Here is a 17,552-nt window from a genome sequence, read left to right as displayed (position 1 = left end):
GGAGGAGGCAATATGAATTTTGGACTGCGAATATCCGATATAAAATACAACAGCATGGACGAAATTATTCAGCTGGCTGTGGACTGTAATCTGCAGGCCCTTGAATTATCGGCTGCTGAGCTGATTGATTTAAAAGCGGCAGAGCGATGGAAAAAGGCAGCCGAGAATTATGGGCTGACGATCACTACGGCAGGAATCGGCATCCCCCTCTGTAACCCTTCCCAGCTGAACGATACAAGAGATAAATTGAAAAAAATCATCGAAGGTGCCCTCCTGATAGGAAACATTCCATTATTCAGCCGTACATTGACGGCGCCGGAAGACGCAGCCCCGCAGGATACCTGGGCTTACCTGGCTGAGTTTACAAGAGAGGTAACGGAAGTTTGTGCAGACCATGGCCTGCCTTTTGCGATCGAAATCGATCACGCCCCCTGCTTTGTGAACACCCTGGAGCGTTTTGAAAAGTTATATCGGCTGGTCAATCATACGAATTTAAAGCTTAATTTCGACCCGACGAATCTTCACGTAAACGGAAGTGATCCATTTCAGGCCATATCGGAGTGGGGTCATCTGTTTATCGGCGGCCATATTAAGGATGGAATTTACCGGACGGATAAGCGGACGGAAGTCCCGCTCGGTGAAGGAGATATTAATTATAATGAAATTTTCAAGTGTCTGAAGGAACGAGGCATTCACATTACCTTTCATTTCGAGCACCTTTCCACGGCAGAGCAGGTGAGGCATGCAGTAAAAGTGATGAATAACAAGCTGGCATCGAGTATTTAGAGTATAATAGACAAATATTTTTCAATATTGAAAGTCCAGCCCTGCCGAAAAATGGAGATTCACAGAAGACAAAATAAAGAATCAATTGGAGGGAAGACCATTATGCTGGTCGGTCAGAATACGTCACGAACTAAACAAATAAATAAATCCCTCGTTCTGCAGATGATTATGAAATATCAGCCGATTTCGAGACAGGAAATAGCGGAGAAAACCAAACTGACGAGAGCGACAATTACCAACATTACTTCCACCTTGATCCAAGAAGATTATATCCGAATCCTCGGCGATATGGAGGAAGGGAAAGCCAGAGCAGGCCGTCGTTCAGTGGCTCTTGAAATTAATGGGAATTCTACTCATGTGCTCGGAGTCCATATAAGTTTATCCGATATTGAAATTGGTCTCATCAATTTAAACGGCAATGTCGTCAAAGAGGAGACAATAAGACTTCCTAAAAAAATGACGGCCGAAACGTTTCTAAGGATGCTGACCAGCGAGATGGAGGCTTTCGTTAATAATCTGCATGGAATTACCGTTCATTCCATCGGTATCGGTGCCCTCGGGTTGATTGATTTTCATTCGGGAAAGCTGTTAAACGCTGATCATTTAGGGTTAAAAAATATTGATGTTACTGCTCATATAGAAAAACACTTTCAAATACCTGTTTTTTTGGATAACAATGTCCGTGCGATGACACTTGCGGAAAAAATATTTGGAAAAGGTACACTTCATACCGATTTTATTCATATTTTTATTGGACAGGGAATTGGTGCCGGGTTTGTAATTGAAGAAAAATTATTTCGCGGGGGAATTACCGGCGCCGGTGAATTCGGGCATATGACGTATATCCCTGGAGGAGAACCGTGCTGGTGCGGCAACTTTGGCTGCCTGGAACGGTATGCTTCTGAAGCTGCGGTCCTGGATAAGCTGCAGATAAGCTTTGAAGAACTGCAGATCAGCCTTCAACACAAGGATGAACAAACATTGCAAGCTTTAGTAGCGGCCGGAGAGCAGATCGGGACGGTGCTGACGTCAGTTATGAATATGCTTCATGTCCCCAAAGTCATTATCAGTGGGAGGCTCGCGCAAAGTGATTTCCCTGTCCTGCCTACGATTGAAAAAATTGTGAATGAACGATCTTTTTTGGCACGCCAGCAGCGCGTTGCCGTCGAATCGTCCGGGTTAGCAAGCCATATCGGATTAATCGGCGCAGCAAGTTTAGCATTCTTGTATGGCTTTCTTCAAAAACAGGAGCAGCATTAACCATCTCCCTCCCGAGCCTGCTTTCTTTCCAGGAAGCAGGCTGTCATTTTCATAAAAAATTTTTATAATTTAAATATTTTTCAAAAAACTATTGAAAGCGGATTCATAGTCTTTTATAATGAAATTATCGAAACGTTTCAATTAAATTAATCTAAATACAGTATTATTACGTATATAACCTTGATATACAAAGGAAGAAACGTTTCGAACTAATAGATATTGACGACGGAGCTGAACATAATTGGTGACTATTAAAGATGTTGCACGACGAGCAAACGTAGCTGTTTCTACTGCCTCCTACGCCTTAAACGGCATTAATAAAGTAAGTAAGTCTACTAAAGAGAAGGTGATTCTCGCCGCACAGGAATTAAACTATCAAAAAAATGGATTCGCCAGTGACTTAAAGAAATCCGGCACGAGAACAAAAACGATCGCTTTGATCTTAAGTGATTTATCGGGGCCGTTCTATTCCGAATTAATAAGAGGCGTTCAGGACGTTGCCATGGAACATGGCTATGATCTGCTTGCCTGCAGCTCAATGGGAGGGGAGAATTCTACTGCTGCAAAATTCTTGACCGAAAGACGGGCGGACGGGTGTATCGTATTAGCCCACAATATAACGGATGAAATGCTTCATGGGGCATCGAGCGAGCACTATCCAGTCGTCGTATTAGATCGCAAGCTTGATAATAAGTCTCTGGTGCACGTTGAAGTCGATAACAAAAAAGGCGGGTATAACGCCACCGAATATTTAATAAAGCAGGGACATTCAAAAATAGCTTATGTAAGCGGCCCAGCTGATTCCTATGATAATCAAGTAAGGTTTGAAGGTTATCGGGAAGCTCTGGAGGCTAATCAAATAGATTATGAGACAAAATGGGCAGTATCCGGAAACTTCACGAGAGAAGGAGGTATTCTCGCTGCAAATATACTTTCCGCTCAGGAGGAGAGGCCAACAGCAGTATTTTTTGCGAATGATGAAATGGCATTAGGAGGGCTGGAAGCATTTCAGAGAAAGGGATTTCGTGTACCGGAGGATATTTCGATTATCGGCTTTGACGATATTTTGGAAGCGCAGTATGTATCTCCAAAGCTGACTACAATCCGTCAGCCAAAATATGAAATGGGGGCGCTTGCCACCCATATGGTGTTTCAAATTATCAGCCAGGAGGAAGTCAGCCGCACTTATAAGCTGCACACCGATTTAATTGTCAGAGATTCTGCAAAGCAGTTGAAATGATTCATTTTCTGCGACTGGCTCATAAGAAAAAAACCTGCAGGGGGGTGGGGGAGTTCTCCAAACGCTGGTTCCGCTATTTGCATTTAAAAGCCTGGTTTTCCTGTCCGCATCCAGCTAATGGACATGGTTTTTCGCCTTTCGATCAAGGTTGGGAGCTAAACGCGGCAGTAGGATTTGTGAATTGACTTATGAAATTTATTCGAATTAGTAAAATTAAAACATGGGGAGAGGGATATACCTTGAAAAGAAAACATTTTATTTTCACTTTACTAGCCGTATTTACTGCTTCTGTTTCATTGGCTGGCTGCTCCGATTCTGGGGACTCGGCTTCGGGGAGCAATGATTCTGTGACTGTCTGGGCAATGGGAGAAGAGGGAAAACAACTGGAGGAATTAACGGCCGGCTTTGAAGAAGAAACCGATATAGCAGTGGATGTACAATCGATTCCGTGGGAAAGTGCTCATGACAAACTGTTAACAGCAGTAGCCTCAGGGAACGGACCGGATGTTCTGCAGCTTGGGACTTCCTGGGTACCGGAATTTGCCAATGCTGGAGCGTTATTGGATCTGACCGAGTACGTCGAGGATTATCCAAACTTTGAACCGGATAATTATTTTGACGGAGCGGTCGAATCGATGACGTATGATGACCAGGTGGTAGGGGTTCCGTGGTATGTGGAAACACGCACGTTATTTTACCGCACGGATCTGCTTGCTGAGGTGGGCTACGATGAAGCACCAGCTACGTGGGATGAATTAAAGGATGCTGCTACGAAGCTCTCTGAGAGCGGAGACGATGTTTACGGACTGGATATAGCAATGGATGATCCTATTATGCCATTTATGTTCGCGTGGCAAAATGGAAGCGAATTCATCAATGAGGAAAAAGAAACTAATTTCGATACGGAGGAGTTTGACGACGGTATCGAATATTATACAAGCTTTTTTGAAGAAGGAATCAGCTCTACGTCTGAAGGAATGGAAATTACTCGCATTTAAAGACGGAGTAAAGCCAATGTTTTTCAGCGGGCCGTGGATGATTAACATGCTGAACGATCAGGCCGAAGATCTGGAAGGGAAATGGGATGTAGCAGAGCTCCCAGCTCAGGAAAATAACATTTCTGTCATGGGAGGTTCGAATTTCTCTGTTTTCCATAACACTGAAAACGTTGAGGCGTCACTTGAGTTTATTTCGTACATGTCAGAGGTAGACACGCAGCTCGAATGGCTTGAAATTTCGAATACACTGCCGTCGAGGATGGAAGCATGGGAGGATCCGGTTTTTGAAGAAAATCCGACGCTTGCCGTGTTTGGAGATCAACTAGAATCCACAAAAGCACAGCCGCAAGTCGAAGAGTGGGCTGAAATCAGTGAAGGAATGCTGAATCGATTAGAGGAAGTCATCAGAGGCGGAGAAGATCTCGATACGAAATTGGATGAATTCCGTGAAGAGACAGATCAAATATTAGAAAAGTAATCGAAATATTCGGTGATAACAAGGCGACAGGCAGTGTGCGGCTCTGCATACTGCCTGCCCTCCGATTATCGGATGTCACCGTAAAAACAGGCAGGTGAAATCGCAGTATGAACGCCTTAAAACAAGCATACAGAAATAGACATCCTTACATGTTCATTGCTCCAGCGGTAATTTTATTAACCGTATTTTCCGTTATCCCTATCTTTATTGCATTTGTCATAAGCTTTACCGACCTTGATCTGCGGGGACTTGCCAATTGGTCCAATATTAGTTTTATCGGGCTGGAGAACTATACGAATCTTTTTCTGGATAACGTCTTCATAAAATCTATCTTTAATACATTTTTTTACGTCATTTTCGGTGTGCCTCTCGTTATCGTAGTTTCCCTTAGTATAGCGCTGCTTTTGAATTATGGAAAAAGCTTTGTTTATCGATTATTTCGAGGCGTTTACTATATGCCGTCGATCACAAATATTATTGCGGTCGCAGTAATCTGGTCGTACTTATACAATTCCGAATATGGTCTGCTGAATTATATCTTATCCTTGCTGGATGTAAACAAAATACCGTGGCTGGAGGAACCGACAATCGCAAAGATTTCCCTTATTGTCCTGGCTGTCTGGAAGGGTGTAGGGATAAATATGCTGATTTTTCTGGCAGCCCTGCAGGGAATTCCGAAAGCATATTACGAAGCAGCTGAGATTGACGGAGCCACGAGATGGCAGCAGTTGAGACAGATAACGATACCGCTCCTTCGCTATGCGACCTTTTTTGTGACAGTCACAACTTTGATCGGCTGGCTGCAATTTTTTGAAGAGCCGTTTGTCATGACCGAAGGCGGCCCGTTAAACGGGACAATTTCAATGGCTTTGTTTATTTATCAGAGCGGGTTTCAATATAGTGACTTCGGTTACGCATCAGCCGGTTCATTTGTACTGTTTATTATCATTATTTGTGTAACGCTGCTGCAGTTTAAGCTGAGAAAATCAGATACGGAATATTAGGGGCGGCTGAAAGGAGAGAAGGACATGTCAATTGCGAAAAAAGGGAAGCTTGAGCGCAGTTTCGTTACAGCCATTTTAATTATAGGCGGGATCGTTGTGTCCATCCCATTTTTCTGGATGATTTTGAGCTCCTTAAAGCCGGAAAGTGAAGCGATTTCTTTTCCGCCGACAATCATTCCAGAAAATCCAACACTCGAAAATTATATTAATCTGTTTACCAATATGCAATTCACCACTTATTTAAAAAACACATTAATTATTGTCTTTTTTTCCTTTATCGGTCTATTGTTTAATGCAATGGCAGGATACGGCTTTGCAAAATTTACATTCAAGGGCAGAGAAAAACTGTTTTATCTCGTACTGGCGACGATGATGATCCCCGGACAAGTCACGATGATCCCTGTTTATCTGCTGTTGAATGAAATGGGCCTGACAAATACGATGACAGGGATTGTACTGCCTGGCCTTGCTGTTGCCTTCAGTATCTTTTTTTTCCGGCAGTTCATGACGACGATCCCATCTGATTTATTAGAAGCAGCAAGGCTTGATGGAGCGGGAGAATTTTTTATTTTCTTCCGGCTGATTCTGCCTATAGCCAAACCAATATTTGCGGTGCAGGGGATTCTGACGTTTATCGCTGCGTGGAACAGTTTTTTATGGCCGCTTATTATTGCTAACGATGATAGGCTGTATACGTTATCCGTAGGATTGTCGCTTCTTCAGGATCAATATTCAAGTAATTTCGCTCTGCAGATGGCAGGGGCAGCATTTATGGTCATACCAATAATGATTATCTTTTCTTTATTTCAAAAATACATTGTCGAAGGCTTTACGATGTCAGGTTTAAAATAAATTCACACGTAAGAGCTGACACGCTATTTGCTTAGGAGGGCCAGGAGTGACTGAAAAACTAGTAAAAGAAAAACATATGACTTCTTTATTAGAAAAAATGACGTTGGAAGAGAAAATTGCCCAATTAATTCAGCTTGCTACCTTTTTCTATAAAGGTGCGGAAAGCAGCGGAAAAATTACAGGGCCAATGGAGGATATGGGAATCAACGAGGATATAATCAAGAACAGTGGTTCTGTTCTCGGAGCTTCTGGTGCAGCAGAGGTAATCTCCATTCAAAAGGAGCATCTGAAAGAAAACCGGCTCGGTATCCCGCTGCTCACCATGGCTGATATTGTTCACGGCTACAAAACCATTTTTCCCGTACCACTTGCGATTGGCTGTTCCTGGGATACAGAACTTGCAGAAAAGAGCGCCGAAATTGCTGCCCTCGAAGCATCCGTATCTGGAGTACACGTGACGTTTGCTCCGATGGTGGATCTAGTGCGGGACCCGCGCTGGGGCCGGGTGATGGAGACGACTGGAGAGGATCCATATTTAAACAGTGAGTTTGCAAGAGCGTTTGTCCGGGGCTTTCAGGGTCCTGCATTTGAAAAGGATACAAATTGTGTGGCGGCATGCGTCAAACACTTTGCAGCATACGGCGCTGCGGAAGGTGGCCGCGATTATAATACAGTAGATATGTCTGAGCGTCAGCTCCGGGAAACGTATCTTCCCGCCTACAAAGCTGCACTTGATGAAGGCTGTGAAATGGTGATGACGGCATTCAACACAGTGGACGGCATCCCGGCTACCGGCAGCAGAAAATTGATGCGGGATTTATTGAGAGAGGAGTGGGGATTTGGCGGGGTAATGATCTCAGACTGGGGGGCCGTAAAAGAACTGATTCCGCATGGATTTGCAGCGGATGAAAAAGAAGCAGCCCAACGCTCCCTTGAAGCGGGTGTAGATATCGAAATGATGACAGCCTGTTATGCCAAAAATTTAAAAATGCTTGTTGCAGAGGAAAAAGTAAAAGAAGAGCTGATCGATGAAGCAGTGCTGCGGATTCTAGAATTAAAGCAAAAGCTTGGATTATTTGACAACCCGTACCGCGGCGCAGATGAAGCTGGAGAAGAAGAACTTGTGTTAAGCGGAAAGCACCGCGAAGCTGCGTATAAACTGGCGGCAAAATCGTGTGTGTTAGTAAAAAATAATAACGTACTGCCACTGAAAGCATCACAAAAAGCTGCTTTAATCGGTCCTTTCGCAAAAAGTGGAGATATTTTGGGACCATGGTCATGGCAAGGATCGAAAAAAGATGCTGTCACGATGGAAGCTGGTATAAAACGACAGGTCGGCGATTCGCAGTTATTTGTTTCCGAAGGAAGCGGTATTGAAACGATTACAGAGGAGCAGCTTGAAAAAGCGGCACAGGCTGCAGAGAAGGCCGATGTCCTTATTTTAGCGTTAGGAGAAGCCTCCGATATGAGCGGGGAAGCAGGCTGCCGTGCTGATATTCAGCTTCCCCGTGCTCAGCTTCACCTGATAGAGCACATGAAGAAATATAATAAACCGATAGTTACTGTGTTATTCAATGGCCGCCCCCTTGATCTGCATGGAGTCATCGAAGCATCAGACGCTGTGCTCGAAGCCTGGTATCCCGGCACAGAAGGTGGAGCCGCTGCAGCCGATATCTTGTATGGAAAAGTAAACCCATCCGGCCGTTTAGTGATGTCGTTTCCTTATGCAGCAGGACAGATTCCTGTTTATTATAATCACTTTACTACCGGACGGCCAAAAGGAGCACCAGACGCCCAGGTTCGGTATGTCTCCCAATACTTGGATATTCCGAATGCACCGCTGCTTCCTTTTGGATTCGGCCTGAGCTACACTACATTCTCCTACAGCGGATTCGAGCTGTCTTCACAGAGACTTTCTTTAAAGGAGTCGATTACTGCCTCTATTAACGTCCAGAATACAGGCGATAGAGCAGGGGAGGAAGTTGTTCAGTTCTATGTGCAGGATATGGTCGGAGAAGTGGTAAGACCGGTCAAAGAATTAAAGTATTTTCAAAAAATAGAGCTGCAGCCGGGCGAAACGAAACAGGTCACTTTTACGATAACGGAGGACCAGCTGCGCTATCATCATCAGGATCTTACGTTCAAGAGTGATCCAGGCACGTTCACAGTTTACGCTGGACCGAACAGTCGAGACACGTCAGATTTGGTTTTTGAGTTAGTAATGTAATCTTTCCTGCGTTTTTCCCGCAGGATTTTTTACTTTTAATTTATTCTTATTAAAGGAATAAATTTATCTGCATTAAGGGAATAAAGGTTAAACGTGACCCACGTTAGCCTGGGCTGCGAAGATGACTATTATTTGTTGGGAGGAATTACTTTAATGGACACGTTTAATGGACTGGGAATGGGACTTGGAAACCTTTCCCGCCTCTCCAATGCCAGAACACGCTCGATCAGTGCTGAAAATTTTGATGGAAAAAAAGGGAAAGGCGGAATGGCGGTGGAAGGAACGGGATCGGAAGCCGCAAGAGAGCTCGGACGAGGCTGGAAGGTGTCACCTTCAGTTAATATACCCGCCGGTCAATCCCTTACGATAGCCAAAATTGAAGAACCGGGTGTCATTCAACATATGTGGATGACATGTGCGCCGCATGTTTGGAGATATTTTATTTTAAATATATTTTGGGACGATGAAAAAGAACCATCTGTGAGAGTACCTTTGGGAGATTTTTTCTGCTGCGGCTGGTCTGAGCGGGGCAATGTAAATTCACTGCCCATCTCTGTCAATCCGGCAGGATGCTTTAACAGCTATTGGGAAATGCCGTTTCGCCGCTCAGCAAAGATAGTCATTGAAAATCTCGCCGCAGAAGACACAATACTATACTATCAAATAGATTATGCGTTAACTGACATCTCTGCAGATATGGCTTATTTCCACGCGCAGTGGCGGAGAAGCAATCCGGTTCAAGAAAAGGAAGTGCACACAGTAGTGGATGAAATTAAAGGGAAGGGCCAGTATGTCGGCACGTATTTAGCCTGGCAGATTAACAGCAACAATTGGTGGGGAGAAGGGGAAATGAAATTTTATATGGATGGTGACAGCGAATAACCTACGATCTGCGGTACTGGAACGGAGGATTACTTTGGAGGAGCGTGGAATTTTGAACAGCCAAAAGGAGAATACGGCACATTTTCCACCCCTTATCTTGGATTTCACCAAGTATTAAAACCGGATGGTCTTTACCGGGCAAATCAGCGGTTTGGAATGTACCGCTGGCATGTCATGGACCCTATACGGTTTGAAGAGGAACTCAGTGTAACAATCCAGGCATTGGGCTGGCGTTCGAATGGAAGATATGAAGCGAGAAAGGACGATATCGCTTCCACTGCCTTCTGGTATCAAACTGAGCCGCATCAGCCGTTCCCGCAGCTGCCGGATAAAGACAAGCTTGAAGTAATTTAAGGAGGATTCGACGAATACGGCACAAACTGGCAGCGCAGCTGTTCACAGTGAGAGATCAGCTTCAGGATGATTACCCTGGTGTATTAAGGAGTTCATTTACAGGCACTGTCCAACAGGCTTTAGATCATCATTTTTTTAATAAACTTTTATAAATAAAAGAAAGGAATAGGACGATGCAGTCAAAGATGTTATTTACAGCAGGGGAGCGTACGCTTCCTTATCTTTTTTATTGTCCAAAAAGCTATTCAATAGACGAGAATAAAGAATGGCCGCTCCTATTATTTTTGCACGGAGCAGGAGAGCGTGGTGACAGCCTGGACGGGGTCAAGGCACATGGCCCCTCAAAATTTTTAGACGGTGTTGAGGATTTTCCTTGCCTGGTTGCTGCCCCGCAATGTCCTGAGGATTCTTATTGGCCGTTATGGCTGACAGAGCTGGAGATGCTGCTCGATAGGCTTATCAACACGTTGAAAGTGGATAGAAGGCGTATTTATCTTACGGGTCTCAGTATGGGTGCGATTGGGGGATGGCAGCTTGCTGTCAAGAACCTGCTGCTTTTTGCTGCATTTGCGCCCGTGTGCGGTGCCATGTCACTGCCCGCTTCAAGGAAACGGGAATTTCCGGACCTTGTTTCAGAGAAACAGTGCAAGGACAAGATTGTACGGCTGAAAAATCTGCCGATCTGGGCTTTTCACGGAGATGAAGATGACGTTGTACCATTAGAGGAAACAGACGACATGATAAATCAATTACAGGAAAATGGAGGACGAGCATCTTTGACTATTTATAAGGGTGTCGGTCATGATTCATGGACAGAAACATACAAAAATCCAGCACTGTATGAGTGGCTGTTTGCACAGAAAAGAGAGGATAAGGAAATATTGGCCGAATGACCCTGGACAGACGATCAAAGTGGCTGTCACATTGATTGAGTCTATTGAATTTCAGTGCGGAGCCCTCTTTTTTCCCGACGAGCTGGGGGCGGATAAGAGATCAGTTATTTTATTACGGAACTCATGTCCGGCAATACCCGAACCTGGCTGTTTGGAGAAAATAGCGGAGAATCAGTGTCCGGAGAAAGGTCCGCGGCTTTCCACTGCTCTGGTTACGTAAGCAGGGACAAATGGGAAAAATGATCATATCCCGCTCTCCTGCTTTTCTATAATAGAAGAAATTAAATAGACCGTTATAGAGATAAACATAATAAGTAAAGCTCTGGCCAGCAAGCTGGACCGTCCCTGGCAGGTACTCAGCTTCCCCATGTATGGAAGCCTGTGAGGTAATTTTTCTGCCTATCATATAGTTACCTTCTTTATTTACTTTATTGATAATAATCCTTGGAGCATTGTTTCATTTTCCGTAATGTCAGCAAGGGTATAATCGTCAAGTACTTTTAAATAGGCAGTCATTGCTTCCTTAAGCACACCTCGCAGACGGCAGTGGCCGGTCAGAACGCAGGTGCTGTTCTCAGGATCAAAGCACTCCACAAGATCCAGATTATCCTCCGTATGCCTGACCACCCAGCCGATGTTTATTTCTTCAGCCGGAAGAGCGAGTTTTATACCGCCATTCCGGCCTTTTACAGTTTTTATAAGACCTATTCTGGACAGCTCATGGCCTACCTTTGTTAAATGATTATAGGATATTCCGTATGCGGCTGATATCTGTTTGATGCTCGCAAGCTTTCTGGAACCGTTCGTTGAAAGGTAAATAAGCATTCGCAGGGAATAATCGGTATAAGAAGTTAATTGCATATGTTTTCTCTCCAATTTTAAGTTGAGGTATTGTAAATCATGGAATTAACTTTATCGTATCATAACTTAACAAAATCGCCATCTTAATATGCATTTTCTTAACTTATTTAATGATAGAATTAAATATGTATTTAAAATGCATATTTAAGATGGAGGGGAAAACAATGAGTGGAAGCACTGCAGTTCTTACCCAAAAAACGATTGATACGGTGAAAGCGACCGTTCCTCTGCTTGAAATGAAAGGAACGGAAATCACGTCGCATTTTTATTCCCTGCTGTTTTCACGCTGTCCGCAGTTATTAAACATATTTAATCAAACTAATCAAAAAAAAGGACGGCAGCCGGAGGCGCTTGCAAACTCCGTGATCGCCGCAGCTAAAAATATTGACCAGCTTGGAAATATATTACCAGTAGTAAAGCAGATTGCTCACAAGCATCGGAGTTTAGGGGTTAAGCCGGAGCATTATCCGATTGTCGGGGAGAATCTTCTTGCAGCCATGAAGGAGGTGCTTGGTGATTCAGCCACTGATGATGTTCTTAGCGCGTGGGAAGAAGCTTACAATACAATCGCAGAGGTTTTTATTTCTGTCGAGAGCGAAATGTATGAGGAGTCAGAACAGCAGTACGGCGGTTGGGCAGGCTTTCGTCCTTTTCACGTGAAGAAAAAAGTGGAGGAAAGTGATGTGATTACTTCTTTTTATTTAACGCCTGCAGACGGGGGAGCACTTCCGGATTTTGAACCGGGGCAATACGTTACGATAAAAGCGGATGTTCCGGGTGAGAAGTGGCTGCACCTCCGGCAATATTCATTATCAGCTGCACCAGGTCTGGATTATTTCCGTATCAGTGTGAACCGTGAAACTGCCTCCGGCCCTTTTCCAGATGGCGTTGTATCAACTTACTTTCATAACGAGCTTCACGAAGGAGATACAATAGAACTGACGGCACCGGCAGGTGAATTTACGTTGAATCATTCCGAGCGCCCAGTCGTTCTCTTGAGTGGAGGAGTAGGCTTAACTCCGCTGATGAGTATGTTTCAAGTACTTGTCCGAAACCAAAACCGTCCGGTAACTTTTATTCAGACAGCACAACATGTCGGACGCCATGCGTTTCATGAATATACGAAAAAGTCCGCAGAACAGCTAAAATTTGTAAACTATTTCGCCGCTCATGATAAAGTCGAAGGCTGGGCTGTGACAGACTCTTATGTACAAAAGCAGGGATTGATCGATGCTGACTGGCTCCGCCCGCGTGTGCCGGGACGGGAAGCAGAGTATTATTTCTGCGGTCCACTCCCGTTTTTAAAGGCCATGAAACGTATTCTCTTAACAGAGCTTCAGATTCCTGAGGAACAGATTCATTTCGAGTTTTTCGGCCCGGCTTCGGATATTTAAGTTTTTCACACAGCTTTTAGAATATGTAACAGCGTGGATGACGTAATATTTGGCTTTCTTGTCGACTGATTATGGAACGCTTGTTTGTTCTCCAAAGTCATGAAAATGGGTTGTTTGGAAATGATATCGGAACCAGTGTCCGGAGAACTGCGAAGAACTGGCTGTGTCTGCCGAATTCCATCCTTTTTCTACCTGTTTGAATGATTTTTAAAAAGGGAAAACTTTCGAAGGAAAAGAAAGTGGGGATAATGGATGGATAATAAGTGGCGTTGGCTCTGGCTGCTGCCTCCTTGCAGCAGCCATGATCTATGGTATGAAAAAACCGCTTCCCCCTGGCCTTGCCTGGACCGGGCGGAAATATCCAGCTTCCGGGCTTCAGTTTCATTACAATTTTTGGAGTGAGATGGACGGGGAAACGGTTTGGGAGGACGGTTTATTTCAAAAGCTTTATAAGATTATTGACGAAGCAGAATCCTTTATAGTCCTCGACCAATTTCTGTTTAATAACTATTATCAGGAAGAGGTGGAGTATCCAGAGATTGCGGAGCGGCTGGTGAATAATCTAATAAAGAAGAAAGAAGCCTACCCGGAAATGCAGATTGTCTTTATTTCTGACCCCGTAAATACAGCTTACGGAAGCCATGAATCTCCGCAGTTAAAACGGCTTGAAGAGAAAGGCATTGAAGTGGTGCTGACAGATCTTCATCAGCTGCGCGACTCCAATCCAGTAATAAGCGGATTCTGGCGCTCTTATTTTCAATGGTTTGGCACATCCGGCAAAGGCTGGCTCCCACACGCGATGAGTGAAAAAAGACCGCCGGTGACGCTACGCTCTTATTTGAAAATGCTGAATTTGAAGGCGAATCACCGCAAAGTCATCTACACGGACCGGGAAGCACTGGTATCTTCTGCAAATCCTCATGACGCAAGTGCCTATTTTAATAATATTGGATTTTCTGCAAAAGGCGGAATTATTGATGATGGGCTTGCCAGTGAGCAGTCTGTTGCCTCTTTCAGCGGTGGTTTTGAGCTGCCGCAGCGCTCGGAAAAAATGAAAAGAGCAGATGAGCATGAGGAAGAGGCAACCATCCTTCTCATGACTGAAAAATCGACCTATCGCAATGTGCGTTCGTTGATTAAAGGGACGGCTGCCGGTGACCATATCCGTTTAGCCGTGCTTTACTTATCAGACGTTCCGCTCATTAAGGATCTGCTACAGGCTGCACACCGGGGTGTGCATATTGATATTATTTTTGATCAGAATAAAGAAGCATTTGGCCAGAAAAAAATCGGAATTCCGAATAAACCGGTGGCCAAGAAGCTGATGCGGCATACGAATGGACTCCTTAACGTGCGCTGGTATGAAACAAAAGGGGAACAGTTTCATACGAAAATGATGCTCGTCGAATCCCAGGGACGTATGACTGCTGTGGCCGGCTCTGCTAACTTCACCCGCCGCAATATGAAAAATTTTAATCTTGATGCGAGCGTAAGGGTTGAAGGACCGGTGGATACCCCGGCGCTGAGTGATGCAAAACGATATTTTGACCGGTTGTGGTCAAATGAAGATGCCGAGTGCACACTTCCGTATGATTCCAGAAAGCAGGAAGGCTGGTGGCTTACAGCTATTTACCTGCTTCAAAAAGCTACTAATACGTCGACATATTGATAAAGAGCTTTCGTCGTGCGGGGAGCTGAGACTGCTGAAATAGTACTGATGTATGCAAGAGGAAAAGATGCTGCCTGCAGGGAAGGAGTCACTGTAATATTAGTGCCTTCTTCCTAATAAGTTTTGTTAATATCTGAAAATTCTTTATTGACAAAAAAGTAACTTGATTATACACTTTAAACCATATTTACAAATGAGGAACGTTCATCATTTTCATTCATATACAAATAAAAAGACTGGTGAGAAATTTGAAGATAACAGCAAAGATGATAGCAGAACAATTAGGAATATCGACAGCAACTGTTGATAGAGTATTTAACAATAGAAATGGTGTCAGCCCCAAAATGGCACATAAAGTAAAGGAAAAAGCGAAGGAGCTTAATTATAAACCAAATAAGTCTGCCAGCTTTCTATCAAGAAAAAAAGAAATAAGGGCTGCTTTTTTATTTCCTATTTTTCCTGAATATTTCTGGAAAGAAATAGAAAGAGGTATATGGACAGCCCATGAAGATATGTATCACTACGGAATGGATATTGAAATAATACGAAAAGATCACGAGGTTGAAGAGCAAATAAAAACTGTTGAAGACATAATTGTTTCTGATAAATATGATGCCCTTGTATTTGCTCCAGTCGATGCAGAGCCATTTCTAAACGTTATCCAAAAGGGGATTAATCAAGGGTTTCCAATTTATACCTTTAACAATGATTCTCCGCTAAGTAAACGATTATCTTATGTCGGAGCTGATTATTTAGACGCGGGACGTCTTGCTGGTGAATTGCTTCATCAATTTATGGGTCCATCAAAAAATTTCACATTGATATTAGACGAATTAAATACATTTCAAATGAAACAAAAGATAAAAGGTTTTCAAGAATGGGCTGCTTATAACGGCGTAACGTTTGAAACTCCACTGTATATTGAACACAGAAGATTAAACAGAAATTTAAATGAATCTATTGCTTTATTAGAACAGGACATTGAAGGTTTGGATGGGATCTATGTAGCCTGCGGGGCACTTGCAGATGTCGCGGGTGGTATTGAACGTATGAATTTAAAAAATAGACCGATTATTGTCGGCCACGATATTAGTAAAGACATCAATCATTATTTACAAAAGGGAGTAGTAACCGCTACTATCTGCCAGGACCCGGTTTTTCAAGGAAGACAGGCAGTGCAGACAGTATTTAACCACCTAATGCTTGAGGAAGAAATAGATCAAGTAGAACAGATTGTGAAGCTCGAAATTGTTACAAAAGGGAATGCAAAGTACTATATTTAAACGCATTCCATTTCTTTGGTTTTAAAATGATGAACGTTGATCAATTTTTCCGTTAAATGATGAACGTTCATCATTTAAATAAATATTCTATTTAGGGGGGATTGTTTCGTTCCATAAATTATGAAAACGCTAACAATGCAATGGATGCAGGTTTAAGAAGCTGGTTAATTAATGACAAAAAGGAATGTGATGTGGATGAAGAAAATGAGAGCGATCCAAGTAGGAACCGGTGGTTTTGGCCAGTCATGGCTGCATATCCTGATGCAGTCAAATGATATAGAACTTGTGGCTATCGTAGATATCGATGAAAAAAATATAAGAGACGCAAAAAATCTACTTGGGGACCATTTTATTCCGGATTACAGGGATCATATCCGTGCGTTTTCGGAAGTAGAAGCGGATATAGCTGTGATTATTACTCCTCCGCAAACGCATAAAGCGTTAGCTTTAGCTGCATTAGAAGCAGGATTATATGTTTTTATGGAAAAACCAATTACTCAAAACTTCCATGAAGCTATTGAACTATACAATGAATCTCTCCCGTATCATCCGTTTATTATGATTAGCCAAAATTACCGCTGGAGACCGGAAATTGAAACTGTTAGAGAGGTGGTTCAGCGGGGAGATGCAGGTGATATTGAATACGGAGAGTGGAACTTCCGGCGGGCTACAAAATTTGGGGGATGGCGTGACAAGTACAGCGAAATATTAGTAGAAGATATGAGCATCCATCATTTTGATTTGCTGAGGCACATTTTAAATAAAGATGCCACCTCAATATATGCAAGAAGTAAACGACCATCATGGAGCTGGTTTGAAGGAAATGCAGTGGCTGGTGCTCTCATTAATTTCGGGGAGGATACATTAATTAATTATTTTGGAAGCTGGGTTACTCGTGGAAAAGAAACATCCTGGAATGGAGATTTTCGTTTAGTAGGTAGCCATGGAATTATTGAACTCATTGATGACATTCCTTACCTTACAGTGGAAGGAAAGCAGCGCAAAGAACTTCCTCTCGTTTCCTTGCCTTATACAGACAGAGCATATTCGATATATGAAATGGTACAAGCAATAAGGGAAAAACGAAAACCTGTTACACACATAGAGGACAACTTAAAAAGCTTTGAAATTGTCGGAGGGGCGTTACGTTCCATAAAGGAATCAAAAGAAATAACGTTAACTCAGTCGAATTAGGAATGGGTTGATGAACGAGATGATGATTAACAGAAAAAAAGCCGGTTCTGTAGACTGACCTAGTTATATGAGACAGTAATAAAACACCTTCTTAGGCTACCATGTCACCAAAATCTATTGGTGTATGGTAGCCTAATTTTTCTTGGATACGCTCATTGTTATAATACTTCATAAATT

At 43.3% G+C, this 17,552-nt stretch carries 15 protein-coding genes and 1 pseudogene; 14 read left to right on the top strand and 2 right to left on the bottom strand.

The window, feature by feature from the left end:
- The first annotated feature begins 12 nt into the window (after nucleotides 1-12).
- The 10 genes and pseudogenes from ACE4RR_RS11855 to ACE4RR_RS11810 all read left to right on the top strand — a co-directional run bounded on the left by ACE4RR_RS11855 (nucleotide 13) and on the right by ACE4RR_RS11810 (nucleotide 10,974).
- Complete coding sequence (locus ACE4RR_RS11855) at nucleotides 13-786, top strand: sugar phosphate isomerase/epimerase family protein (protein ID WP_375535630.1); 774 nt, start codon at nucleotides 13-15, stop codon at nucleotides 784-786.
- A gap of 102 nt (nucleotides 787-888) precedes the next feature.
- A complete protein-coding gene (locus ACE4RR_RS11850; protein WP_375535629.1) occupies nucleotides 889-2,046 on the top strand; it encodes an ROK family transcriptional regulator in 1,158 nt (385 codons plus the stop codon).
- Between the two features lie 241 nt (nucleotides 2,047-2,287).
- Entirely contained in the window at nucleotides 2,288-3,286 is a 999-nt protein-coding gene (locus ACE4RR_RS11845) for a LacI family DNA-binding transcriptional regulator (protein ID WP_375535628.1), read from the top strand.
- Between the two features lie 239 nt (nucleotides 3,287-3,525).
- On the top strand, nucleotides 3,526-4,284 hold the full coding sequence (locus ACE4RR_RS11840) for an extracellular solute-binding protein (protein ID WP_375535627.1): 759 nt from the start codon (nucleotides 3,526-3,528) through the stop codon (nucleotides 4,282-4,284).
- Between the two features lie 37 nt (nucleotides 4,285-4,321).
- Nucleotides 4,322-4,762, top strand: coding sequence for an extracellular solute-binding protein (locus tag ACE4RR_RS11835; protein WP_375535626.1), 441 nt, complete (start codon nucleotides 4,322-4,324; stop codon nucleotides 4,760-4,762).
- 107 nt (nucleotides 4,763-4,869) lie between these two features.
- Nucleotides 4,870-5,766, top strand: coding sequence for a carbohydrate ABC transporter permease (locus ACE4RR_RS11830; protein ID WP_375535625.1), 897 nt, complete (start codon nucleotides 4,870-4,872; stop codon nucleotides 5,764-5,766).
- 24 nt (nucleotides 5,767-5,790) lie between these two features.
- The gene (locus ACE4RR_RS11825) at nucleotides 5,791-6,618 is read left to right on the top strand and encodes a carbohydrate ABC transporter permease (protein WP_375535624.1); all 828 of its coding nucleotides are present in this window, start codon (nucleotides 5,791-5,793) and stop codon (nucleotides 6,616-6,618) included.
- A 76-nt stretch (nucleotides 6,619-6,694) separates the two neighbouring features.
- Nucleotides 6,695-8,845, top strand: a complete 2,151-nt coding sequence (locus ACE4RR_RS11820; RefSeq protein WP_375535749.1) for a glycoside hydrolase family 3 N-terminal domain-containing protein — start codon at nucleotides 6,695-6,697, stop codon at nucleotides 8,843-8,845.
- 153 nt (nucleotides 8,846-8,998) lie between these two features.
- A pseudogene (locus tag ACE4RR_RS11815) lies at nucleotides 8,999-10,081 on the top strand (glycoside hydrolase family 172 protein).
- 173 nt (nucleotides 10,082-10,254) lie between these two features.
- Nucleotides 10,255-10,974 (top strand): carboxylesterase family protein, encoded by a 720-nt coding sequence (locus ACE4RR_RS11810; RefSeq protein WP_375535623.1) that lies wholly within the window; start codon nucleotides 10,255-10,257, stop codon nucleotides 10,972-10,974.
- 121 nt (nucleotides 10,975-11,095) lie between these two features.
- On the opposite strand, the gene ACE4RR_RS11805 is transcribed toward ACE4RR_RS11810, so the two are convergent.
- Both ACE4RR_RS11805 and ACE4RR_RS11800 read right to left on the bottom strand, forming a co-directional pair.
- The gene (locus ACE4RR_RS11805) at nucleotides 11,096-11,380 is read right to left on the bottom strand and encodes a hypothetical protein (RefSeq protein ID WP_375535622.1); all 285 of its coding nucleotides are present in this window, start codon (nucleotides 11,378-11,380) and stop codon (nucleotides 11,096-11,098) included.
- A 17-nt stretch (nucleotides 11,381-11,397) separates the two neighbouring features.
- The gene (locus ACE4RR_RS11800) at nucleotides 11,398-11,835 is read right to left on the bottom strand and encodes an RrF2 family transcriptional regulator (RefSeq protein ID WP_375535621.1); all 438 of its coding nucleotides are present in this window, start codon (nucleotides 11,833-11,835) and stop codon (nucleotides 11,398-11,400) included.
- Between the two features lie 164 nt (nucleotides 11,836-11,999).
- On the opposite strand from ACE4RR_RS11800, the gene hmpA reads away from it, so the two are divergent.
- From hmpA to ACE4RR_RS11780, 4 genes are all read left to right on the top strand, one after another.
- Nucleotides 12,000-13,229 carry an NO-inducible flavohemoprotein gene (hmpA, locus tag ACE4RR_RS11795; RefSeq protein WP_375535620.1) on the top strand — a complete coding sequence of 410 codons (1,230 nt, stop codon included), beginning with the start codon at nucleotides 12,000-12,002 and terminating at the stop codon, nucleotides 13,227-13,229.
- 313 nt (nucleotides 13,230-13,542) lie between these two features.
- Complete coding sequence (locus ACE4RR_RS11790; protein ID WP_375535619.1) at nucleotides 13,543-14,898, top strand: phospholipase D-like domain-containing protein; 1,356 nt, start codon at nucleotides 13,543-13,545, stop codon at nucleotides 14,896-14,898.
- A 248-nt stretch (nucleotides 14,899-15,146) separates the two neighbouring features.
- Nucleotides 15,147-16,181, top strand: a complete 1,035-nt coding sequence (locus ACE4RR_RS11785; protein ID WP_375535618.1) for a substrate-binding domain-containing protein — start codon at nucleotides 15,147-15,149, stop codon at nucleotides 16,179-16,181.
- Nucleotides 16,182-16,352: 171 nt separating this feature from the next.
- A complete protein-coding gene (locus tag ACE4RR_RS11780; protein ID WP_375535617.1) occupies nucleotides 16,353-17,375 on the top strand; it encodes a Gfo/Idh/MocA family protein in 1,023 nt (340 codons plus the stop codon).
- Nucleotides 17,376-17,552: the final 177 nt, after the last annotated feature.

It is taken from the genome of Alteribacillus sp. HJP-4 (genome assembly GCF_042139015.1).
In the GTDB taxonomy this organism is placed as follows: domain Bacteria; phylum Bacillota; class Bacilli; order Bacillales; family Marinococcaceae; genus JBHIKY01.
The sequence above is the reverse complement of the archived record's forward strand: the minus strand, read 5'-3'. Positions and strand labels throughout refer to the sequence as shown.